A 22,884-nucleotide genomic window follows, 5' to 3' on the forward strand; every position below is an offset into this window, starting at 1 on the left:
TCCTGCGACTTGGACGATGCTGCCGATGTCTCCCCCTCTCCCTCCTCGCGCCATCCGGCTTAGCGCCCTCAAGGGATGCTGGCTGGCGGGCATGGCCACGCTGATGCTGGCCGGCTGTTCCGTGGGGCCGGATTACCAGCGCCCCGACACCCCGCCGCCAGCGGTGTGGAAAGAGCAGGCGGGCGCGTCCCGGCCTTCCGTGGGTCCCGTTGCCGCTTGGCCGGCGGCCGACTGGTGGAAGGGCTTCGGCTCCGCCCAGCTGAACGCTTACATCGCCCAGGCGCAGACGGCCAACGACGACTTGGCCGCCGCCATGGCGCGGGTGCGCGAGGCCGACGCCCAGGCCCAGGTGGCGGGCGCCGCCCTGCTGCCGTCCGTGGGCGCCAGCGCCGATGTCGACCACCAGCGGGCCAAAAGCGCCGGCGCGGCCCAGACCGCCACCGGCCACAGCGTGGGCCTGAACGCCAGTTACGAGCTGGACTTCTGGGGCAAGAACCGGGCGACGGCCAACGCCGCCCTGGCCACGGCCGACGCCAGCCGTTACGACCTGGAAACCGTGCGCCTGACGGTGTTGAGCAGCGTGGCCACCAGCTATTTCCAGTCCATGGAACTGCGGGAGCAGGTGCGGGTGGCCGAGGACAACCTGGCCAACGGCCAGGCGACGCTGGACGGTCTCCGCCGCCAAGCCGACGCGGGCATCGCCACCGCCCTGGACGTGGCGCAGCAGGAAACCACCGTCTCCACCCTGAACGCCAAGGTGCCGCCCCTGCGCCAGCAGTACCGCCAGTCGGTGCACGCCCTGGCCATCCTGCTGGGCCAGATGCCGGAGGCGGTGGAACTGCCGGAGGACGACACCCTGGCCAAGTTGTCGCTGCCCCAGGTGACCCCGGGCCTGCCGTCCGAGCTGCTGGCCCGCCGGCCCGACGTGGCCCAGGCGGAGGCGCTGCTGAAGGCGGCCAACGCCAACATCACGGTGGCCCGCGCCGCCTTCTTCCCCAGCATCGACCTGACGGCGTCGGGCGGCTACGCCAGCACCGCCCTGTCGCACCTGTTCGACCCGGGCAGCGCCCTATTCTCCCTGGCCGCCGGGCTGACCCAGCCCCTCTTCGAGGGCGGGGCTCTGGAAGGGCAGTACGCCAACGCCCAGGCCCGCTATGACGAACTGGTGGCGACATACCGCAAGTCCGTCCGCGCCGCATTCGGGAATGTGGAGGACGCGCTGACCGCCGTGCGCGAGACGACGGAGCAGCTGGCGCGGCAGGAGCAGGCGACCGCCACGGCGCGTCACGCCTATGAATTGGCGCAGGCCCAAATGGCCGCCGGGACCATCACCGTCCTGACGGTGCTGAACACCGAGACCGCCTTGTTCACCGCCAACGATGCCTTGGTCCAGGCCCGCTTCGCCCGCCTGCAGGCCTTGGTCAGTTTGTACAACGCCCTGGGCGGCGGCTGGAAGCAGAGCTGACATCATGAGCAAGAACCCCATCTTGAAGCCTATCCGCATCAGCCGCACCCGCGCCGTCATGGCCGGCCTGGGCGGCGTCTTCATCCTCGCCGCGGCCGGTGCCGAGCTGCTGCCCAGCAGCGCCGGCAAGGCCGCCCCGCCGACAGCCAAGGGCGGCGGCGCCGTCGCTGTGGACACGGCCGTGGCCACCCCGGCCGACGCCCCCGTCTATCTGGCGGGGCTGGGCTCCGTGCAGTCGCTGAACACGGTGACCGTCACCACCCGCGTGGACGGCGCTCTGGACAAGATCGCTTTCACCGAGGGCCAGACGGTGAAGCCAGGCGACCTGCTGGCGCAGATCGATCCCCGCCTGTACCAGGCGACCTACGATCAGGCGCTGGCCACCAAGGCCAAGGATGAGGCGCAGCTGGCCAACGCCCGCGCCGACCTCGAACGCTACACCCGCCTGGCGCCGCAGAACCTGGCCAGCAAGCAGACGGTGGACACGGCCAAGGCCCAGGTGGATCAGCTGGTGGCCCAGCTGAAAAGCGACCAGGCCGCCATCGACAACGCCCGGACCCAGTTGGACTACACCCGCATCACCTCCCCCATCCAGGGGCGGACGGGCATCCGCATGGTCGACCCCGGCAACAATCTGCACGCCGCCAGCGGCACCGGCATCGTGGTGGTGACACAGATGCAGCCCATCTCCGTCATCTTCACCCTGCCGGAAGAGGATCGCCTGGCCGTCAGCCAGGCCATGGCCCAGGGGCCCCTGACCGTCACCGCCGTATCGCGCGACGGCAAGACCAACCTGGCCACCGGCACCGTCATGCTGGTCGACAACCAGATCGACCCCACCACCGGCACCGTGCGGCTGAAGGCCCAATTCCCCAACGCGGATGAGCATCTGTGGCCGGGCCAGTTCGTGAACGTGAAGGTCTTGAAACAAACCCAGCGCGGGGCGCTGACCATCCCCAGCGCCGCTTTGCAGCGCGGGCCCAACGGCCTCTACGCCTATGTCGTGAAGCCGGATTCCACTGTGGAGATGCGGCCCATCGAAACAGCGGAGACCACCGGCGACACGGTCGTCGTGGCCAAGGGCCTGCAGGCCGGTGAGCGCGTCACCACCAGCAACGCCTACCGCCTGCAGCCGGGTGCCAAGGTTTCGGTGACCAGTGAGGCCAAGACGGCCGACGCCACCTCCGCCAATGCCGGGGGCACCCAGCCATGAGCCTCTCCAGCCCCTTCATCACCCGGCCCATCGCCACCTCGCTGCTCATGCTGGGCGTGCTGCTGGTGGGCATGGTGGCCTATCCGCTGCTGCCGGTGGCGCCGTTGCCGCAGGTGGACTTCCCCACCATCCAGGTGTCGGCCAACCTGCCGGGCGCCAGTCCGGAAACCATGGCGTCCAGTGTGGCGCAACCGCTGGAAACCCAGTTCGCCGCCATCCCTGGCGTCAGCCAGATGACGTCGACCAGCACCCTGGGCAGCACCCAGGTGACGCTGCAGTTCGACCTGAACCGCAACATCGACGCGGCGGCGCAGGACGTGCAGACCGCCATCGACGCCGCCGGCGGCCAGTTGCCCAAGAACCTGCCGTCGCCGCCCACCTACCGCAAGATCAATCCGGCCGACAGCTCCATCCTGGTGTACTCGGTCCACTCCGACAACCTGCCCCTGACCACGGTGGACGACTTCGCCGAGAACGTCATCGCCCAGCGCCTGTCGCAAATTCCGGGCGTGGGCCAGGTCTCCGTCGGCGGCCAGCAGAAGCCGGCCGTGCGCGTGCAGGTGGACCCGGCCAAGATCGCGGCCCTGGGCATCCAGCTTGAGGACATCGCCGCCGTCATCCCCACGGCCACGATCAACGCGCCCAAGGGCTCCATCAACGGCATCGCCCACAACTTCGTCATCTACAACAACGACCAGCTGTTGAAGGCGGAGCCGTGGAACGACGTCATCGTCGCCTACAAGAACGGGGCGCCGGTGCGCATCCGCGACATCGGCGTGGCGGTGGACGGGCCGGAGAACAACCAGCTGCTGGCCTGGCAGAACAAGGGGCCCGGCATCATCCTACAGGTGTTCAAGCAGCCCGGCGCCAACATCATCGACATCGTGTCGCGGGTGGAAAACATGCTGCCCCAGGTCATGGCGGCGGTGCCCCCAGGCGTGAAGATGGACAAGGTCATCGACCGCACCACCACCATCAAGGCCTCGGTGGAGGATGTCCAGTTCACCCTGCTGCTGACCATCTTCCTGGTGGTCATGGTCATCTTCCTGTTCCTGCGCAACCTGTGGGCCACGCTGATCCCCGGCGTGACCGTGCCGCTGGCCCTGTTCGGCACCGCGGCGCTGATGTACCTGCTGGGCTTCAGCCTGGACAACCTGTCGCTGATGGGCCTGACCATCGCCGTGGGCTTCGTCGTCGACGACGCCATCGTGATGGTGGAGAACATCTACCGCCACATCGAGGAGGGCATGTCGCCCAAGGAGGCGGCGCTGAAGGGCGCCGGCGAGATCGGCTTCACCATCATGTCCATCAGTGTGTCGCTGGTGGCCGTGTTCATCCCCCTGCTGCTGATGGGCGGCATCGTCGGCCGGCTGATGCGTGAGTTCGCCATCACCGTCACCATGACCATTGCCGTCTCCGCCTTCGTCTCGCTGACCCTGTCGCCGATGATGAGCGCGCTTTTCCTCAAGGATGAGAAGCACGCCAGTCACGGCCGCGCCTATCTGTTCATCGAGGGCTGTTTCGATTGGCTGGTGGCCAAGTACGGCCGGGGCCTGGACTTCGTGCTGCGGCACCAGCGCCTGACCCTGATGGTGTTCTTCGCCACGGTGGCGGCCACGGGCGTGCTGTACGTCGCCATTCCCAAGGGCTTCTTCCCGCAGCAGGACACCGGCATCATCTCCGGCCTGGCCGACGCCTCACAGGACGTGTCCTTCAACGAAATGGTGCGGCTGCAGCACCAGCTGACCGACATCGTCGCCCAGGATCCGGACGTCGCCGCCTGGGCCACCTCGGTCGGCGGCGGTGGGCGGCCCATCAACAACGGCTTCATCGTCATCGGCCTGAAGCCGCGCGACCAGCGCACCGCCACCGCCGACCAGATCATCGCCCGGCTACGGCCCAAGCTGGCCAAGGTCAAGGGGGCGACCCTGTTCCTGCAGGCCAGCCAGGATCTGAACGTGGGCGGCCGCCTGGCCCGCACCCAGTACCAGTACACCCTGCAGGACGCCGACCTGGGCGAGCTGAACGACTGGGCGCCCAAGCTGCTGGCCAAGCTGCAGGGCCTGCCGCAGTTGCGCGACGTCGCCACCGACCAGCAGACCAACGGCACCACACTGAACCTGGTGATCGACCGCGACCAGGCCGCCCGCTTCGGCATCCAGCCCTCGCTGATCGACAGCACGCTCTATGACGCCTTTGGCCAACGGCAGGTGACCCAGTACTTCACCCAGCTGAACAGCTATCACGTGGTGCTGGAGATCACGCCGGAGCTGCAGTCCAACCCCGACACCCTGAACAAGCTGTACATCAAGTCACCCGTGACGGGTCAGCAGGTGCCGCTGTCCACCTTCGTGAAGTACGACACCAACCATGTGAACTTCCTGTCCATCAACCATCTGGGCCAGTTCCCGGCGGTGACCCTGTCGTTCAATTTGGCGCCCGGCGTGTCCCTGGGCGAGGCGGTGCAGGTCATCCAGCAGGCCCAGGCGGAGATGGGCATGCCCTCCTCGGTCAATGGCACCTTCCAGGGCACGGCCCAGGCCTTCCAGGCCTCGCTGGCGACCCAGCCCTACCTGATCGCGGCGGCACTGGTGGCCGTCTACATCATCCTGGGCATGCTGTATGAAAGCTACATCCACCCGCTGACCATCCTGTCCACGCTGCCGTCGGCGGGCGTGGGGGCCCTGCTGATGCTGATGGTCTTCCACTACGACCTGTCGGTCATCGCGCTCATCGGCATCATCCTGCTGATCGGCATCGTGAAGAAGAACGGCATCATGATGGTGGACTTCGCCATCCAGGCGGAGCGGGAACACCACATGGAACCCATCGAGTCCATCCGCCAGGCCTGCCTGCTGCGCTTCCGCCCCATCATGATGACCACCATGGCGGCTCTGCTGGGCGCCCTGCCGCTGATGCTGGAGAACGGCACGGGTTCGGAACTGCGCAAGCCGCTGGGCATCACCATGGTGGGTGGCCTGATCCTGAGCCAGATCCTGACCCTGTTCACCACGCCGGTGGTCTACCTTTACCTGGACCGGGTGAACGACTGGCTGAACCGCCGGGGCAAGGCCAAGGCGGAACACGTGCCCGCCCGGCCGCACGCGGCCCTGGGCACGGGCGATTGAGGGGGACGCGCCATGAAGGTGCTGCCATGAAGGTGCTACTGGTCGAGGATAACGAACGGGTGTCGCGCTTCGTCGTGAAGGGGTTGCGCGAGGCGGGACACACCGTGGAGCATGTCGACAACGGGCGGGACGGCATGTTCCTGGCGACGGGCGAACCCTTCGACGTCATCGTCATGGACCGCATGCTGCCGGGCGACATCGATGGCCTGACCATCATCGAGACCCTGCGCAAGATGGGCACGCAGACGCCGGTCCTGATCCTCAGCGCGCTCAGCAGCGTGGATGAGCGCATCAAGGGCCTGCGCAGCGGCGGCGACGATTACCTGACCAAGCCCTTCGCCTTCGGCGAGCTGCTGGCCCGGCTGGACGCGCTGATGCGCCGGTCGCCCACCGGCGCCGTGCCGGAGACCAGCCTGGCGGTGGGCGACCTGCGCATGAACCTGCTGTCGCGCAAGGTGACGCGGGGCGAGCGGGTCATCACCCTGCAGAACCAGGAGTTCAAGCTGCTGGAGTACCTGATGCGCCATGTGGACCAGGTGGTGACCCGTACCATGTTGCTGGAAGGTGTCTGGGGCTATCACTTCGACCCCCAGACCAACGTGGTCGACGTGCACATCAGCAAGCTGCGCCAGAAGATCGAGGGGGAGGGGGAGCCGCCGCTGCTGCGCACGGTGCGTAACGCCGGCTACATGATGACGGCGGGCGGCTGACATGGCGCCGGCCCCAGCCTCGCCCTTGCGCTCCTCCGCCTACACCCTGGCGTTCAGCTATGTGCTGCTGGGCCTGGTGACCCTGGTGCTGTTCGCCGCCCCCCTGGGCTATGCCTGGCGGGTCACCATCGACGACGGCCGCACTGAGATTCTGCAGGAGGACGCGCAGCGCTTCACCGAGGTGTTCCGCCAGCGCGGGCCCGATGGGCTGGTGGCCTTCCTCAATGAGCGCATGAGCATGCAGATCGCGGCGGAGCGCCTGCTGCTGCTGACGGACGCGGCGCACACCGTGCTGGCGGGTAACCTCCCGGCCTGGCCCGGCGACTTCCCCGAACGGCAGGGCGTCTACAACGCCCCCATCAAGCTGAACGGCCGGACGGTGCAGGCGCGCCTGGTGCATGTGGTGCTGCCCGGCGGCTATCACCTGGTGGTGGCGCGCGACATGGCCCATTTCCGTCCCCTGGAGCAGCGCTTCTGGTACAGCCTGCTGGCGGCCATGTGCGTGCTGCTGCTGCTGGGCATGCTGGGCGGCTTCCTCATTCGCCGGGCGGTGCTGCGGCGCATCGACGATCTCAGCCGCACCGCCACGGGCATCGTCCAGGGCGACCTGTCGCGCCGCCTGCCCACCACCCGGGGGCAGGACGAGTTCAACACCCTGTCGCGCACCATCAACGGCATGCTGGACCAGATCGAGCAGCTGGTGCACGGCGTGCGCAACGTCTCCAACGCCATCGCCCACGATTTGCGTACGCCATTGGCCGAGCTGCGCTCGCGGCTGGAGGAGGTGAGCGTCACCCGCCCACCCCTGGCCGAGACCTATGCCGAGGTGGACGGGGCGGTGGCCGACGTCGATCGCGTCATCGGCATCTTCAACGCCCTGCTGCGCCTGGCGGAGATCGACACCGGCGCCCGCCGCTCCGGCTTCGCCGAGGTCAATGTCGCGGAGGTGGCGGCCGGGGCCGTGGAATTCTACCTGCCGGCGGCGGAACTGAAGGGCGTTTCCCTGACCTTCCGGGGCGACCAGGGCATGGCGACCATCCTGGGCGACCCCGTGCTGCTGGCCCAGGCGGTGGGCAACCTGATCGACAACGCCCTGAAGTTCACGCCCGAGGGCGGCGCCATCACGGTGGAGGTCGGCAGCGGGGCGGATGGCAAGGTCGAGATGTCGGTGAACGACAACGGCCCCGGCATCCCGGACGAGGAAAAGCCAAGGGTGACGGAGCGCTTCTATCGCGGCGACATGGGCCGTGGCACCCCCGGCGTGGGCCTGGGCCTCAGCCTGGTCAGCGCCGTCGCCAAACTGCACGGCGGCACCTTCGACCTGGCGGACAACCACCCGGGGCTTAAGGCGCGGATGCGGTTGGCTTAGGGCGACATGCGGCGGGCGTACTCCTCCACCTCCGCCATGCGCTTGGGCAGAATGGCGCCGTAGATCTCGTCCACCCGCTGCCTTACCTCCGGCCGTGCCAGTTCCGGGCGGCCGCCGGCGAAGGGCGGCTCCGGCGCGTATTCCAGCATCAGCAGCAGGGCCTCCGCCGCGTCGGGCCCCACGATCTCGGCGGCCACGGTGAAGGCGAAGTCCAGGCCGGCGGTGACGCCGCCGCCGGTGATGATGTCGCCGTCGCGCACCACGCGGCCGGCGTCGGGAATGGCGCCGAACCGGGCCAGCTGGCCGCGCCAGGCCCAGTGGCAGGCCGCCCGCTTGCCCTTCAGCAAGCCGGCCCCGGCCAGGACCAGCGACCCGGTGCAGACCGAGGTCAGGTAGCGGGCACCCCCCGCCAGGCGGCGGATCTGGGCCATGGTTTCGGCGTCGTTCAGCACGGCGGCGATGCCCATGCCGCCGGGGATGAACAGTAGGTCGCAGGTCGCAATGTCGGCCAGCCGCTCCGTCCCTTCGAACCGCAGGCCCTCGTGCGAAGCGATGGTGCCGCCGGTGGCGGACGCCACGCGGGTGGTGATGCCGGGCAGGCGGCTGAACACCTGGTGCGGGGCGGTGAAGTCCAGTTGGGTCATCAGGGGGAAGACGACTTCCACGACAGTGAAGGCGGGCTGGCTCATGGGAAAGCTCCAGGCTGACGGCATCGGATAGCCCAACGGTGCCCTCGACAGGCCTTGGCAGCAATGCCATAAATCCCACCTTTCCTGCCAATGCCGGTACAACGCCCATGGCCCGCACCATCGCTTTCCTGGCTTATCCCGGCTTCCAGATCCTGGACGTCACCGGGCCCTTGGCGGCGTTTGAGATCGCGGGCCGCTACGCCCGCCAACCCTATGACATCCGCGTCATGGCGCTGGAGGCGGGGCCGGTCGCCAGCTCCTCCGGCGCCCTGCTGATGGCGGGGCCGTTGGCGGACCCTGCGCAGGTGGACACGCTGGTGGTGGCGGGGGGCGAGGGGGTGAACGCCGCCTGTGCCGTGCCCGCCTTGCTGGACTACGCCCGTGCCGTGGCGGGGCACGCCCGGCGGGTCACCAGCGTCTGTTCCGGCACCTTCCTGCTGGCGGCCGCCGGCCTGTTGGACGGGCGGCGGGTCACGACCCACTGGTACCGCACCAGCTCTTTCGCCCGGCGCTTTCCCCAGGTGCGGCTGGAGGCCGATCGCATCTTCATCCGTGATGGCGCTTATTGGACGTCGGCCGGCATCACCGCCGGCATCGACCTGGCGTTGGCCTTGGTGGCGGAGGACCAGGGCGAGGCCATCGCCCGGCGCACCGCCCGCCAGCTGGTCGTGCCCTACCGCCGCCAGGGCGGACAGTCACAATTCTCCACCCTGCTGGAGATGCAGGGCACCAGCCGCCGCTTCGGCGATCTGCTGGCCTGGATGCGCGACAATCTGGCGCGGCCCCTGACGGTGGAGGAACTGGCGGCGCAGGCGGCCATGAGCCCGCGCAACTTCGCCCGCGCCTTCGTCGCCGAGCAGGGCCTGACCCCAGCCAAGGCGGTGGAGCAGCTGCGGCTGGAGGTGGCGCGGGACTTGGTGGAGGAAAGTCCAGCTTCGCTGGATCGTATCGCCATCGAAACGGGATTCGGTGATACCGAGCGTATGCGGCGGGCCTTTGTCCGTACCTTTGGCGCGCCGCCCCAATCCATCCGCCGATCGGCCTAGTGTCGCCCGGGAGACGGACAAGCACGGAATTCCGGGGACGTGCCCGGCAGCAAGGTTCGCGGCAATGGCGAATTTTATGGGCGTCCGCTGCCTTGGTCGAAGGCGGTTGCCCTTTAAAGGTGCAGATGCGGAAAACTTCTCGCACATGCAAAAATTTGGCGTTTGACCTCTTTGAAATCTGATCTAGTCTGTTCCTTAACGGGGCTGGCCTTGACCGTCCCTATAAACAGACATGACAGTGCGAGGGGGCAATGAACTCCAGACCGTATTCTGGCATGCGCTCAATTGAGCAGACGGGCAAAAGAACAAAGTTCGTCTACAGAATTGTCGCTTTCACCGCAATATTTGTGGCGCTGGCCTTCAGCGTCCTGGGGTACGTCATTTATTCCGTCTCAAGTGATACTTTAACCACGCAAATCAATACGCAGATCAAATCCACCGGCAAGTCGGCCGCCGACGGCATCCAGAAGTGGCTGATGGGCCGGGTTTCGCTGGTGCGGAACCTGGCCGATGACGTGGCGGCCGGCGACGGCGCCCATGTCATGGGCCTGCTGCAGGGACCGACGCTGAGCGGCACCTTCAGCCCCGTCTATTACGGCGACACCGCCGGCGTCTTCACCATGGTCCCGGCCTTGGATTTGCCACCGGGCTACGACCCGCGCCAGCGTGGATGGTACAAGGCGGCCGATGCCGCGCGGCAGACCATCATGACGCAGCCGTATGTCAGCGCGTCGGGCGGCAACCTGGTGCTGACCATCGCCAGCCCCGTCATGAAGAATGGCGCGCTGGCGGGTGTGGCCGCCGGCGACCTGGACCTGGAGATGGTCAAGACCTTCCTCAAGTCCTTCGACCTGGGCGGCAACGGCCAGGTGTTCCTGATCGACGGCGACGGCACGGTGCTGGTCCATGCCGACAAGGACCGGGTGATGAAGAAGCTGGCTGAGGGCTTCGACATCCAGCAGCATCTGGGCCGCACGCCGGAGCAGCAGGGCGACACCCTGACCTCCTTCTACCCCATCAAGGACCTGCCCTCGGCCCGCTGGTACGTGGGCGTGACCATGGACGCGACCAAGGCCTTCGGGCCCCTGCGCTCCCTGGGCATGCTGATCATGGTGGCCACGGGCGTCACGGTGGCGGTGCTGGTGCTGCTGCTGGGGGCCTTGACCTACCGTCTGGTGGCCCGGCCCATCGACGCCATCACCGACACCATGATCGCGCTTAGCGAGGGGGCCATCGACGTGCCCACGCCGGCGCTGGACCGGCGGGATGAGATCGGCGCCATGGCCCGCGCGCTGGAGGTGTTCAAGCGCAACGCGGCCGAGGTGGGCAAGCTGCACCAGGAGCGTACCCAGCTGCAGGAGGCGGCGGAGCGGGAGCGCCGCGCCACGGCGGAACGGCTGGCCAATGATTTCGAGGCCAACGTCTCTTCCGTCCTGAGGCTGGTGTCCCAGGCGAGCGGCCAGGTGGACGCGCAGAGCAACCACCTGGCAGCCGGCCTGGCCGACGCGCGGCGCAGCAGCGACGCCGTGCGCGCGGCCACGGACGAGACGTCCAGCAGCGTGGAGACGGTGGCGGTGGCGGCGGAGCAACTGTCCGCCTCCATCGGCGAGATCGCCACCCGGGTGACCGAGAGCGCCGAGATCGCCACCGACACCGCGTCGCGCGCGGAGACGGCGCGCCAGACCATCGAGCACTTGGCCGGCCAGATGGAAAAGATCACGGAGATCGTGAACCTGATCACCCAGATCGCCAGCCAGACCAACCTGTTGGCGCTCAACGCCACCATCGAGGCGGCGCGGGCGGGGGAGGCCGGCAAGGGCTTCGCCGTCGTGGCGTCGGAAGTGAAGAACCTGGCCAACCAGACGGCCAAGGCGACGGACGAGATCACGGCGCAGATCGAGGCGACGCAGCAGGCCAGCGGCCGGGCGGTGGCCGAGGTGCGCACCATCGCCCAGGTCTCGGCCAAGGCGCAGGAGGTGGCGGCCGGCATCGCCTCGGCGGTGGAACAGCAGGGGGCGGCGACGCGGGAAATCTCGCAGAACGCCAGCATCGTCGCCCGCGGCACCCGCGCCGTCACCACCAACATCCACGCCGTCAGCGACGTGGTGGTGGACAGCGCCGACCGCGCCAGCCACGTGCTGGGCACGGCCGGGGAACTGGCGCAGCAACTGAAGACCCTGGATGAACAGGTCAGCCGCTTCGTCACCGCCGTGCGGGCGGCGTGACGGAACCGCATCCAATTCGCCGGTCGGGGGTTGTGGTTCGAACGCGACCCAACCCCCACCGGACGGAGGATGCCATGGCACCGGAACCCAAGGACCAGCCCAAGCACGGACGCCCCGACCCCAACCCCGACGCTGTGCCCCCCGGCACGCCCGGTGCCGGTGAGAACATCTGCCGCCGCTGCGCCGGCACCGGCAAGGCGGACGGCGCGCCCTGTCCGGATTGTGGCGGTACGGGACGGGTGGTGACGCCCGTGGGCGGCGGTTAGAGGTCATCGCCAGGTCCCGTCTGGCGGCCGGCGCGCAAACGTGACAGGTTGTGCGCCTGTACCGGGAGCGGGGCCCGGGCCGACAGAAGAACAATGCAGATGGGACCCACATGACTTCACGTTTGCACCGGGCGGCGTTCGCGCTGGCCCTCACGCTGGGCGTCGCACCCTGCGCGCTGGCGGTTTCCCCAGCCCCCACCGGCACCACGCCCGAGGCGGTCACCCCCGCCCACACCCTGACGGCGCGCGACGCCTTCGCGCTGTCGCAGGCCAAGGACGTGCAGATCAGCCCGGACGGCAAGCGCATCGCCTATACCCGCTCGTCCGAAGACATCATGACCGACAACGCCCGCAGCGAGGTCTGGCTGGTGGACGTCGCCAGCGGCCAGCAGACCCCGCTGGGCGTCCCGGGCAGCAGCCGGGCGCGCTGGTCGCCGGACGGCACCCGCCTGGCCTATGTGGCCAAGGGCCCGGGCGACAAGCCGCAGATCTGGGTGCGCTGGTTGAGTGGTCCCGGCGGCGGGAACAGCGCCGCCATCACCGCCCTGCCGGAAGGCCCGTCCGACATCGCCTGGTCGCCGGACGGCAAGCAGATCGGCTTCACCATGTTCGTGCCGGAGGAGGGCAGCAGCTTAGGCTCGCCCCTGGCGGCGCCGGAAGGGGCGAAGTGGGCCGACCCCATCAAGGTCATCACCTCGATCAACTATCGCGAGGATGGCGAGGGCTATGTCCGTCCCGGTTTCAACCACATCTTCGTGGTGCCCGCCGATGGCGGCGCGCCGCGTCAGCTGACCAACGGTCAGTATGATGATGGCGGCGCCCTGTCGTGGATGCCCGATGGCCGCCACATCGTGTTCAGCACCAACCACGGCAAGGACTGGGAACGCGATCCCCTGAACTCCGACGTCTTCTCCGTCGACACCACCACCGGCAGCCTGACCCAGCTGACCACCCGCCACGGTCCCGACCAGGAACCGGTGGCGTCGCCGGATGGCAAGCACATCGCCTTCGTCGGTTTCGACGACAAGGAACTGGGCTACCAAAACAGCGTGCTGTCGGTCATGAACGCCGATGGCAGCGAGGTGCGGGCCCTGACCGCCGGCTTCGACCGCGACCTGGGCAGCCCGCGCTGGGCGGCGGATGGCCGGTCCATCTACGCCACCTACACCGATCACGGCGTCACCAAGGTCGCCCGCGTCACCCTGGACGGCAAGATCACCACGGTGGCCGAGGGCCTGGCCGGCAGTGAGCTGGACCGTCCCTATTCCGGCGGCGGCTTCAGCGTGTCCAAGGATGGCGCGGTGGCCTTTCCCTGGGGCGATCCCACCCACCCGGCCGACGTCGGTCTCAGCACCGGTCCGGGGGAGCAGAAGCGCCTGACCACCCTGAACGCCAACCTCTTCGCCGGCAAGACGCTGGCCAAGGTGCAGCCGCTGCCCACCACCTCCAGCGCCGGCGGCCTGCCCATCGACGCCTGGATGGTGACGCCGCCGGACTTCAACCCCGCCAAGAAGTATCCGCTGGTGCTGGAAATCCACGGCGGACCCTTCGCCAGCTACGGCCCTGTCTGGTCGACGCAGGACCAGCTCTACGCCGCCGCCGGCTATATCGTGGTGTATGCCAACCCGCGCGGGTCGACCTCCTATGGCGAAAGCTTCGCCAACCAGATCCACCACAACTATCCCAGCCAGGATTTCGACGACCTGATGAGCGTGGTGGACGCCGCCATCGCCAGGGGCTCGGTCGACCCCAACAACCTGTTCGTCACCGGCGGCTCCGGTGGCGGCGTGCTGACCGCCTGGATCGTGGGCAAGACCGACCGCTTCAAGGCGGCGGTGACGCAGAAGCCGGTCATCAACTGGACCAGCGAGGTGCTGACCGTCGACGGCTACACCTTCATGGCCAAGTACTGGTTCGGCAAGATGCCGTGGGAGGATCAGGAGCAGTACTGGCGCCGGTCGCCGCTGAGCCTGGTGGGCAACGTCAAGACCCCGACCGCCGTCATGGTGGGCGAGGAAGACCACCGCACGCCGCCCAGCGAGGCGGAGCAGTACTACGCCGCCCTGCAGCTGCGCAGCATCCCCACGGCCCTGATCCGCGTGCCCGGCGCCAGCCACGGCGGCCTGGCAGAACGCCCGTCGCAGCTGGTGGGCGAGACCAACGCCATCCTGGCCTGGTTCAAGAAGTACCGCACGGACGCGGAGGCGAAGTAGGCGGCCTCCTTACAAGGAAAAGCCCCGGCCGGGTCGCCCTGGCCGGGGCTTTTTTCATGTGGTCGCCGTCACTCCGCCGGCACCGCCCTGGGGTAGTGGCGCGCTTCCTCATGCGCCGCCGCCGCCCCGTCCGCCTTCACCCGGAACCACAGGGCGTAGAGGGCGGGCAGGAAGACCAGGATCAGCACCGTTCCCACGGCCGTGCCGCCGATCAGCACATAGGCCATGGACCCCCAGAACACCGACTGGGTCAGGGGGATGAAGGCCAGCACGGCGGCCAGGGCCGTCAGGATGACGGGGCGGGCGCGTTGCACCGTGGCCTCGATCACCGCGTGATAGGGCGACAGCCCTTCCTCCTGGTTGGTGTGGATCTGGCCGATCAGGATCAGGGTGTTGCGCATCAGGATGCCCGACAGGCCGATCAAGCCCAGGATGGCGTTGAAGCCGAAGGGCTGGTGGAAGATCAGCAGGACGGGCACCGCGCCCACCAGGCCCAGGGGGCCCGTCAGGAACACCATGGCCATGGCCGACAGCGACCGGGTTTGCAGCACCAGCACCAGCAGGATCAGGGCCGCCATGATGGGGAACATGGGCGCCAGCGCGGCGTTGGCCTTGCCCGCTTCCTCGATGTTGCCGCCCATGTCGATGCGGTAGCCGGCAGGCAGCTTGGCGATGATGGGGGCCAGGGCCTTCTCGATGGCCATGGACACCTGGGGCGGCTGCAGGGCGTCGTCGATGTCGGCCTGCACGGTGATGGTCGGCACGCGGTCGCGGCGGCGCAGGATGGGCTCCTCCGCCCGCACTTCCACATGGCCAATCTGGCTCAAGGGCACCAGGCGCCCGTCGGCGCTGGTCAGGGTCATGTCGCCCAGGCGGGCGGGGTCCAGGCGGTCGGGGCCGGCGCTGCGCGCCGTCACCTGCACCACGCGGATGTCCTCACGCACCTGGGTCACCGGGGCGCCGGTCAGCAGGAACTGCAGCTGCTGCGCGGCGTCGGTGGGGTTCAGGCCGATCAGGCGCAGGCGATCCTGGTCCAGCACGAAGTGCAGGGTGGGCGCCCGCTCGCCCCAATCCTGGTTCACCAGGCGGGTGTCGGGGTTGGTCCGCATGACGGCCTGCACCTCATCGGCGATGCCGCGCAGCACCGCCACATCGGGCCCGCTGACGCGGAACATGACGGGGAAGCGCGAGGGCGGGCCGAACACCAGCTGCGACACGCGCACCCGGGCCTCCGGCGCCAAACCATCGGCGATGGCCTGGCGCAGGTTGTCCTTCAGCCGGTCGCGCGCCTTGTCGTCCGGGGTCAGGACGATCATCTTGGCGAAGGACGGATCGGGCAGCTCGGGATTGTAGGACAGGAAGAAGCGCGGGGCGCCCTGGCCGACATAGGTGGAGACGATCTTCGCCTCCGGCTGCCGGCGCAACCAGTCCTCCACTTTCTTGGCGGCGGCGCTGGTGGCCTCGATGCTGGTGCCCTCGGGCATCTGCACCTCCGCCATGATCTCCGGCCGGTCGGAGGTGGGGAAGAACTGCTGCTTGACGAAGCCCATGCCGACGCCGGCCAGCAGGAAGGTGCCGACCACGGCCAGGGCCACCCGGCCGCGATGATCCACCGCCCAGGTGATCAGGCGGCGCAGGCGCTGATAGCGCGGGGTGGCGTAAATCGCGGCGTGCCCGCCGGGGATGGGCCGGATGTTGGGCAGCAGCTGGACGCCCAGGTAGGGCGTGAACACCACCGCCACCACCCATGAGGTGATCAGGGCGAAGCCCACGATCCAGAAGATGTTGCCGGCATACTCGCCCGCCGTGGACCTGGCGAAGCCCACGGGCGTGAAGCCGATGATGGTGACCAGGGTGCCGGACAGCATGGGGGCGGCCGTGTGGCTCCAGGCGTAGGCGGCGGCCTTGATGCGGTCGTAGCCTTCCTCCAGCTTCACCACCATGATCTCGATGGCGATGATGGCGTCGTCCACCAATAGGCCCAGCGAGATGATCAGCGCGCCCAGGGTGATGCGGTCGAAGGCGCGGCCGGTGACCTGCATGATGACGAAGACGGCGGCCAGCGTCAGCGGCACGGCGGCGGCCACGACGATGCCCACGCGCCATCCCAGGCTGGCCAGGCTGACGAACATCACCACGCCCAGGGCCACGAAGAACTTCAGCATGAACTCACCCACCGCCTCGTGGATGTTCACCGCCTGGTCGCTGACCTTGCTGAGGGTCAGGCCCACCGGCAGTTCGGCGGCGATCCTCGATTCTTCCGCGTCCAGGGCCTTGCCCAGTTCCAGACCGTTCCAGCCGTCCTGCATGACCACGCCCAGGGCCAGGGCCGGGTCGCCGTCGTGGCGGATCAGGTAGGTGGGCGGGTCCTCATAGCCGCGCTTGACCTCGGCCACGTCCGACAGCTTGAAGGTGCGGCCGCCGGCGACGATGGGGGTGTTGCGGATCTTCTCCAGGTCATCGTAGGCGCCATCCAGGCGGATGAAGACCTGGGGGCCGTCGGTGTCGATGGACCCGGCCGGCGTCACCGTGTTTTGGCGGGCCAGGGCGTCGAAGATGTCACGGGCGCCGATGCCCAGGGTGGCCAGGCGGGCGTAGGTGAAATCGACGAAGATGCGCTCGGGCCGTTCGCCCAGGATGTCGATCTTCTTCACGCCTGGCACATGCAGCAGGCGCTGGCGCAGGGTTTCCGCCTCGCGCGTCAGCTGGCGGGCGGGCATGCCCGGCGCCTTGACCGCGTAGACGGCGAAGTCGGTATCGGAGTACTCGTCATTCACAAAGGGGCCCAGGGCGCCGGATGGCAGGGTGCGGGCCTCGTCCCCCAGCTTCTTGCGCGCCTGGTAGAACTGTTCCGGCACGGCCGAGGGCGGGGTCTTGTCCTGCAACGACAGGGTCATCAGGACCATGCCGGGCCGGGTGAAGGTCTCCACCTTGTCGTACCAGCGCAGTTCCTGCAGGCGCTTCTCCAGGGGTTCCGCCACCAGGTCCTGCATCTCCTGCGCCGTGGCGCCGGGCCAGACGGCGCTGACGGTCAGCACCTTGATGGTGAAGGCGGGGTCCTCGGCGCGGCCCAGCTTGAGGAAGGCGTAGACGCCGGACAGGGTGATGGCGATCAGCAGGAACAGGGTGATGGCGCGTTCGCGGACCGCCAGGGCCGACAGGTTGAAGCCGCTCATTTCAGCACCGCCTGGGCGGGGGCCGCGTTCTGCGCCACACGCACCTTTTCGCCTTCGTGCAGGAAGTGGCCGCCCAGGGCCACCACTCGTTCGCCGGCCTTGACCCCCCCCAGCAGAGTGGCCTCTTCCGCGCCCAGCTGGCCTACGATCACCGGGCGGAAGGCGATGGTTGCCCGATCACCGCTGACGGGGTCGCCGCCGGCTTCAGGGGTCAACACCCAGACGCCGGGGCCCTTGCCCTCGTCGTTCAGGGCGCCCAGGGGGACGGAAACGGGCGGGGTGTCGTCGCCGGTCAGGGACAGGCGCACCGTCACCGTGGCGCCCAGCGGGGCCTGGGCGGCGGCGCCATCCAGGACGTAGCGGGCCTCATAGGTGCGGGTCTGCGTGTCGGCGGCGTCCGACAGCTGGCGCAGGGTGGCCGGCGCCCGCATGGCGCTGCCGTACAGGGTGGCGGTGGCGTGGGAGCCTACCGCCGGCCGCACGGTTTCCGGCAGGTTCACCGCCGCCTCGCGCGGGCCGGCGTGGGCCAGGCGCACCACGATCTGGCCGGCGGTGACCACCTGGCCCGGTTCGGCCAGCGTGTCCATCACGGTGCCGTCGGCGTCCGCCACCAGGGTGGTGTAGGCGCTGTCGTCCTGCGCCACCCGCAGCTGGGCCTGCGCCGCGTCCAATTGCGCCTGGGCGCCGTCGGCCGCGGCCTTCTTTTGATCGTAGGCGGAGGGGGAGACGGCGCCGTTGCCCACCAGGGCGCGGTAGCGCGCCTCATCCGCCCGGGCCTGGGTCAGCGTGGCCTTGATCATGGCCACCTGGCCCTGCTGGGTGGTGATGGCGTGGGCGTAGTCGGTGTTGTCCATGCGCATCAGCGGCTGACCGGCCTTCACGGCCTGGCCAGGGTCCACCAGGCGTTGGGTGACCTTGCCGGCCACGCGGAACCCCAGGCCGCTCTGCACCCTGGCGGTGACGACGCCGACATAGGCGCGCTCGTCGCGCGCCGCCGGCTGGGCCGTGGCCACGCGCACCAGTCGCTCGGCCGTGCGCGGGTCGGGGACAGGCTTGTCACAGGCGGAAAGCGAGGCGCCCGCCAGGGCCAGGACGGCCAGGGTCAGCAGGCGGGAAGATACGGGGTGCCGCATGGCGAAGCTCCATCCCTGAAGGAGCCTCGACCATACAGACGAGTGACGATTTCGTCAATCCGTCACTCGTCATGTTTCATACATCACTTATCACATGTCAGGGCCGCAGGCTGCGCAACACCAACCCCGCCACCGCCGCCGTGGTGGTGTCCAACATGTCCAGCTTCTCTTCCAGCATCAGGGGGTGGGCGAACGGCCACAGCGTTTCCTCGATCGCCAGGCACACCTCGTCCAGCGGGGTCTCGCGTTCGAACTCCCCGGCCTCGCGGCCGGCGACGACCAGGGCGCGCACCATGTCCCGCAACTCTTCCTCGTACGTCGTGCCGGCGTGCCAGTTCTCGGTGACGGCGGTGACGACGATGTCGTGCAGCCGGCGTTCCTCGAAGAACAGGGCGGCGCCGGCCCGCGCCAGGGTGGGATAGACGCGGCGCAGGCGTTCCGCCGCGGACGCGGGCTCACCCATGATCACCCGCAACTGCGCGGTGATCTCGCTCAGGCAGCGGGCGCAGATGGCCTCGCCGATGGCCTGCTTGCTGCTGAAGAATTTGTAGATGTAGGCCGTGGACAGGCCGATGGCCTTGGCCAGGTCCGCCACCGTGGTCTTGTGATAGCCGTAATAACGGAAATGCTGGTCGGCGGCTTCGACGATCTGGGCGCGGCGCTCATGGTCGAGGGGGCCGCGCTGGCCGGCGGAGGCCGGGCTGGCGGGGGTGGGGCGCGCTGCGGTGGTCATGGGCGTGCGACCTTCAAAAAAGGGACCTGGCGCGAACCGATCCGCTTGCCGCCCTATGGCCGTGCCGGGCGGCAAGCCCTGCGGATGATGGGTCCGAAGGTCCCTATGTATGTGACAATTGACACATTGACAATATCGTCACTCGGACAGTGTATAGAATAATTATTAGGATGCAATCCTTATCGGGCCGTCGCCCCGCCCCACCGGAAGCGTGGGTTGGCCGGCGAGGGCGACAAGTCCGCCCCCTTTGATCCCACGACTGGAAAGGATTAGGCGAAAAAGTCCAGGAAGGCGGCCAACACCTCGTCCGGCCGCTCTTCCTGCAGGGTGTGGCCGCAGTCCAGCGCCCGGCCGCGCACGTCGGTGGCCTTCTCCCGCCAGGTGGCCAGCACGTCGTACAGCCGGCCCACCGTGCCGTGCGCGCCCCACAGGGCCAGCAGCGGCGCCGTCACCCGCCGGTGGGCATCGGCCGAGTCGTGCGCCAGGTCGATGGTGGCGGCGGCGCGATAGTCCTCACAGATGGCGTGGCGGGTGGCGGGGTCCTGGTAGCAGCGCAGATACTCGGCGAAAGCCGCCGGTTCGGTGGCGCCGGCGATCTTGTTCTGCCGGTCGATGTGGCCGCGCAGGAAGAATTCCGGGTCGGCGGCGATCAGCCGTTCCGGCAGGGGCGCCGGCTGGATCAGGAAGAACCACCAGAAATACCGGGTGGCGAACTCCTGGTTGGTCAGGGCGTACATGGTGGCGGTGGGCGCCACGTCCAGCAGGGCCAGGCGGGTGACGGCGTCCGCATGATCCAGCGCCATGCGGTGCGCCACCCGGCCGCCCCGGTCATGACCCGCCACAGCGAAACGGTCATGCCCCAGGGCCCGCATCATCAGCACCATGTCCAGCGCCATGGCCCGCTTGGCATAGGGCGCATGCTCGGCGTCGCTTTCCGGCTTGGCGCTGTCGCCATAGCCGCGCAGGTCGGCCGCCACCACGGTGAAACGCCGGGCCAGGGCCGGGGCGATCTTGCGCCAGGTGACATGGGTCTGCGGGTGACCGTGCAACAGCAACAGGGGCGGCCCGTTCCCGGCGAGGGCCGCCCGCAGGGTGACGCCGGTATCGACGGTGACGTCCGCCAGGCGGAATCCGGCCAGGAAGGGGCTGGGGCCCCGCTCAACGAAGATCGCGTTCATGCCGCCAGCATGCCCCCAGCCGGTTGCCGGCGGTGATGCAAGCTTTGCATAAGCCGATGCTCAGCTTTCGGCCAGTTCCAACTCATCAGGCAAGGCCGCCGCCAGCTCAGCCCAGTCCAGCTCCTGCTCCAGGGTATGGAACACGTCGTCGTCGATGCGGCCGCCGCGCCGCAGGTTGGCCAGGGCGCGGCGCTTGGCGGCGATGGTCTCGCGGCGCAGCTGGGCGGTTTCGCTGGCCTCGCGCGGGTGCCGGCCGGAGGATATGGCGGCGCGGTCGCGCTCATAGATCTCGCGCATCAGGCGGGCGCCGTCGCCGTCCTTGTCCCGCAAGGTGGCGAGAGCGGCATCCAGCAGGGCGCCGCGCGCGAACGTCAGGTCATGGGACAGGCTGTCGTCCGATGGGAAACGCAACAGGCGGATCAATGGCCCCAGGGTCAGGCCCTGCGCCACCAGGGTGCCCAGCACCACGGCCAGGGCGCACAGCACGATCAGGTCGCGCTCGGGGAAGCCCTCGGGCAAGGCCAGCGCCGTCGCCAGGGTCACAAGTCCCCGCATGCCGCACCAGGACACGACCAGGCCCTGGGCCAGGGTGGGCGGCTGGTCGTACCAGCCCCAGCGGGCGATCAGGTTGACCAGGCGGTTGTACAGCATGACCCAGACCAGCCGCACGCCCACCACCACGGCCAGCACCGTGCCGGCGAACGCCAGGGCGCGGTCCAGCTGTCCGTCGCCCAGGTGGCTGAGGATGCTGCGGGCCTGCAGGCCGGTCAGCAGAAAGGCCAGGACGTTCAGCAGGAAGACCACCGTGCCCCACACGGCGTAGGTGTTGACGCGGTCGCGAGCCCGCTGGCGATAGGGCACGTGGTGGGCCAGGGTCATGGCGTTGGCCACCACGGCCAGGATGGCGGACAGGTGCAGCCGGTCGGCGATGACCCAGACGGTGAAGGTGCCGGCGAAGCTGGCGATGGTCCCGCCCAGCGTGCCTTCCAGCGGCCGCGACAGCACGATGTAGGCGCGCGCCGTCAGGTAGCCCAGCAGCAGGCCGCCAGGCACGGCCAGCGCCACCTCCGGCGCCAACTTCTCCAGGCTGCCGTCCCGCGCCCAGCCCACCGCCGTGGCGAAGATCAGCAGGGCCACGGCGTCGTTCAGCAGGCTTTCGCCCTTCAGCACCGTGACGGTGCGGCGGGGCAGGCTGAAGCGGCCCAGCATGGTGGTGGCCGCCGCCGCGTCCGGCGGGGCGACGATGGCGCCCAGGGCCACGGCCGCCACCAGGGGCATGCCCGCCAGGGCCACGCCGGCCCAGGCGACGGCGGCCGTGGTCAGCACGACGGCCAGGCCGGCCAGCGCCACCAGCGGTATCCACAAGGGCCGCAGGGATCGCGGCGGCAGGTCATAGGCCGCGTCCAGCAGGGTGGGGGCGATGAACAGGGTCAACGCCAGCCGCGGGTCCATGCTGATCTGCGGCGACCAGGGCAGGGCCGCCACCAGCCCGCCGGCCAGGGCCAGCAGGGCGGGGTAGGGCAGGGCCAGGCGGCGCGACACCTGCAGCAGCAGGATGGCCGCCACCACCAGCGTCAGCATGCTTTCAAACAGCGCCACGTTGTCCCCGCCTTTCCCAAGCCGGGGCAACCTAGCATTTCGCCGGCGTAAGGGCAGCCGTCAGGCGGGACGCTCCGCCGATTTTCCGCCAGGGTGATCAAGTCCCCCTGCAGGTTGCCGTCGTCGCTGGAACAGACGCCCAGCACCAGGGCGCGCTCGCAGTCCTTGGCCAGGTAGGCGTGGCCCATCATGCTGTCGATGTAGATGCCCTGGCCCTGGCGCAGGGTCACGGGGGCGTAGAACTCCAGGTGCACCTCGATGGTGCCATCCACCACGTAGATGAACTCCTCCCCCTGGTGGCGCACCAGGTCGCCGAACTCGTCCAGGGTGTGGGCCAGCACCTGGGTCAGGATGGGCACCATGCGCTTCCGCCGCAGGTCGGTGCAGAGGTATTCGTAATCATAGGCGCCGGTGTGGATGCGCACGGAATTGCTGTCGCTGGTCAGGCTGCGCCTGCCGGTGATGACGGGCGGGCCGTCACTGGCGGCGGCGCCGTGACCTTGGCCCTGCGCCAGGAATTCGGCCATGCTCAGGCCCAGCCGGCTGGTGAACTGCTCCAGCTTGTCGTAGCTCAGCGACAGCTTGTCGCCCTCCACCTTGGCCAGGGTGGACAAGGGGATGCCCACCTTGTCGCTCATCTGCTTCAGGGTCCAGCCGTTGCGCTGGCGCAGCGCGCCGATCAACTGGCCCAAGGTGGCGTTCTTCTTCATCCTGTCGCTCATGGGGGACGTGATCCGCCCT

The 22,884-nt window shown here is 68.8% G+C and carries 16 protein-coding genes; 9 read left to right on the plus strand and 7 right to left on the minus strand.

What is annotated here, in order from left to right:
• Positions 1 to 91: 91 nt before the first annotated feature.
• Genes UAA55_RS15185 through UAA55_RS15205 form a run of 5 tightly spaced genes read left to right on the plus strand, consistent with a single transcriptional unit; the run spans position 92 to position 7,885 of the window.
• A complete protein-coding gene (locus UAA55_RS15185; RefSeq protein ID WP_322953746.1) occupies positions 92 to 1,465 on the plus strand; it encodes an efflux transporter outer membrane subunit in 1,374 nt (457 codons plus the stop codon).
• Positions 1,466 to 1,469: 4 nt separating this feature from the next.
• Positions 1,470 to 2,678: an efflux RND transporter periplasmic adaptor subunit gene (locus UAA55_RS15190; RefSeq protein WP_322953747.1), complete on the plus strand. Its 1,209-nt coding sequence runs from the start codon at positions 1,470 to 1,472 to the stop codon at positions 2,676 to 2,678.
• Entirely contained in the window at positions 2,675 to 5,806 is a 3,132-nt protein-coding gene (locus UAA55_RS15195; RefSeq protein ID WP_322953748.1) for a multidrug efflux RND transporter permease subunit, read from the plus strand. Before UAA55_RS15190 ends, UAA55_RS15195 begins: the two co-directional genes overlap by 4 nt.
• A gap of 26 nt (positions 5,807 to 5,832) precedes the next feature.
• Positions 5,833 to 6,516 carry a winged helix-turn-helix domain-containing protein gene (locus UAA55_RS15200; protein WP_004272521.1) on the plus strand — a complete coding sequence of 228 codons (684 nt, stop codon included), beginning with the start codon at positions 5,833 to 5,835 and terminating at the stop codon, positions 6,514 to 6,516.
• Position 6,517: 1 nt separating this feature from the next.
• Positions 6,518 to 7,885: a sensor histidine kinase gene (locus tag UAA55_RS15205; RefSeq protein WP_322953749.1), complete on the plus strand. Its 1,368-nt coding sequence runs from the start codon at positions 6,518 to 6,520 to the stop codon at positions 7,883 to 7,885.
• Here UAA55_RS15205 and UAA55_RS15210 read toward each other — a convergent pair.
• Positions 7,882 to 8,574, minus strand: a complete 693-nt coding sequence (locus UAA55_RS15210) for a DJ-1/PfpI family protein (RefSeq protein WP_322953750.1) — start codon at positions 8,572 to 8,574, stop codon at positions 7,882 to 7,884. The two genes, UAA55_RS15205 and UAA55_RS15210, sit on opposite strands and share 4 nt — an antisense overlap.
• Positions 8,575 to 8,681: 107 nt before the next feature.
• Between UAA55_RS15210 and UAA55_RS15215 the strand changes: the two genes are divergently transcribed.
• The 4 genes from UAA55_RS15215 (at position 8,682) to UAA55_RS15230 (ending at position 14,324) form a co-directional block, all read left to right on the plus strand.
• A complete protein-coding gene (locus UAA55_RS15215; RefSeq protein ID WP_322953752.1) occupies positions 8,682 to 9,620 on the plus strand; it encodes a GlxA family transcriptional regulator in 939 nt (312 codons plus the stop codon).
• 275 nt (positions 9,621 to 9,895) lie between these two features.
• Positions 9,896 to 11,845: a methyl-accepting chemotaxis protein gene (locus tag UAA55_RS15220; RefSeq protein WP_322953753.1), complete on the plus strand. Its 1,950-nt coding sequence runs from the start codon at positions 9,896 to 9,898 to the stop codon at positions 11,843 to 11,845.
• 74 nt (positions 11,846 to 11,919) lie between these two features.
• A complete protein-coding gene (locus UAA55_RS15225; protein WP_322953754.1) occupies positions 11,920 to 12,111 on the plus strand; it encodes a hypothetical protein in 192 nt (63 codons plus the stop codon).
• A gap of 110 nt (positions 12,112 to 12,221) precedes the next feature.
• Positions 12,222 to 14,324 (plus strand): S9 family peptidase, encoded by a 2,103-nt coding sequence (locus UAA55_RS15230; RefSeq protein WP_322953755.1) that lies wholly within the window; start codon positions 12,222 to 12,224, stop codon positions 14,322 to 14,324.
• Between the two features lie 68 nt (positions 14,325 to 14,392).
• Here the strand turns inward: UAA55_RS15230 and UAA55_RS15235 are convergent, their stop codons facing one another.
• The 6 genes from UAA55_RS15235 to UAA55_RS15260 form a co-directional block, all read right to left on the minus strand.
• On the minus strand, positions 14,393 to 17,500 hold the full coding sequence (locus tag UAA55_RS15235) for an efflux RND transporter permease subunit (protein WP_322953757.1): 3,108 nt from the start codon (positions 17,498 to 17,500) through the stop codon (positions 14,393 to 14,395).
• Positions 17,497 to 18,633: an efflux RND transporter periplasmic adaptor subunit gene (locus tag UAA55_RS15240; RefSeq protein WP_322953758.1), complete on the minus strand. Its 1,137-nt coding sequence runs from the start codon at positions 18,631 to 18,633 to the stop codon at positions 17,497 to 17,499. The genes UAA55_RS15235 and UAA55_RS15240 overlap by 4 nt, the downstream gene beginning before the upstream one ends.
• Positions 18,634 to 18,730: 97 nt before the next feature.
• Positions 18,731 to 19,366, minus strand: a complete 636-nt coding sequence (locus UAA55_RS15245) for a TetR/AcrR family transcriptional regulator (RefSeq protein ID WP_322953760.1) — start codon at positions 19,364 to 19,366, stop codon at positions 18,731 to 18,733.
• Positions 19,367 to 19,635: 269 nt separating this feature from the next.
• A complete protein-coding gene (locus tag UAA55_RS15250) occupies positions 19,636 to 20,544 on the minus strand; it encodes an alpha/beta fold hydrolase (protein WP_322953761.1) in 909 nt (302 codons plus the stop codon).
• 60 nt (positions 20,545 to 20,604) lie between these two features.
• On the minus strand, positions 20,605 to 22,143 hold the full coding sequence (locus UAA55_RS15255) for a cation:proton antiporter (RefSeq protein WP_322953762.1): 1,539 nt from the start codon (positions 22,141 to 22,143) through the stop codon (positions 20,605 to 20,607).
• A complete protein-coding gene (locus UAA55_RS15260) occupies positions 22,119 to 22,865 on the minus strand; it encodes a helix-turn-helix domain-containing protein (RefSeq protein WP_322953765.1) in 747 nt (248 codons plus the stop codon). Before UAA55_RS15260 ends, UAA55_RS15255 begins: the two co-directional genes overlap by 25 nt.
• Positions 22,866 to 22,884: the final 19 nt, after the last annotated feature.

This window comes from Nitrospirillum guanabarense (genome assembly GCF_034653355.1).
In the GTDB taxonomy this organism is placed as follows: domain Bacteria; phylum Pseudomonadota; class Alphaproteobacteria; order Azospirillales; family Azospirillaceae; genus Nitrospirillum.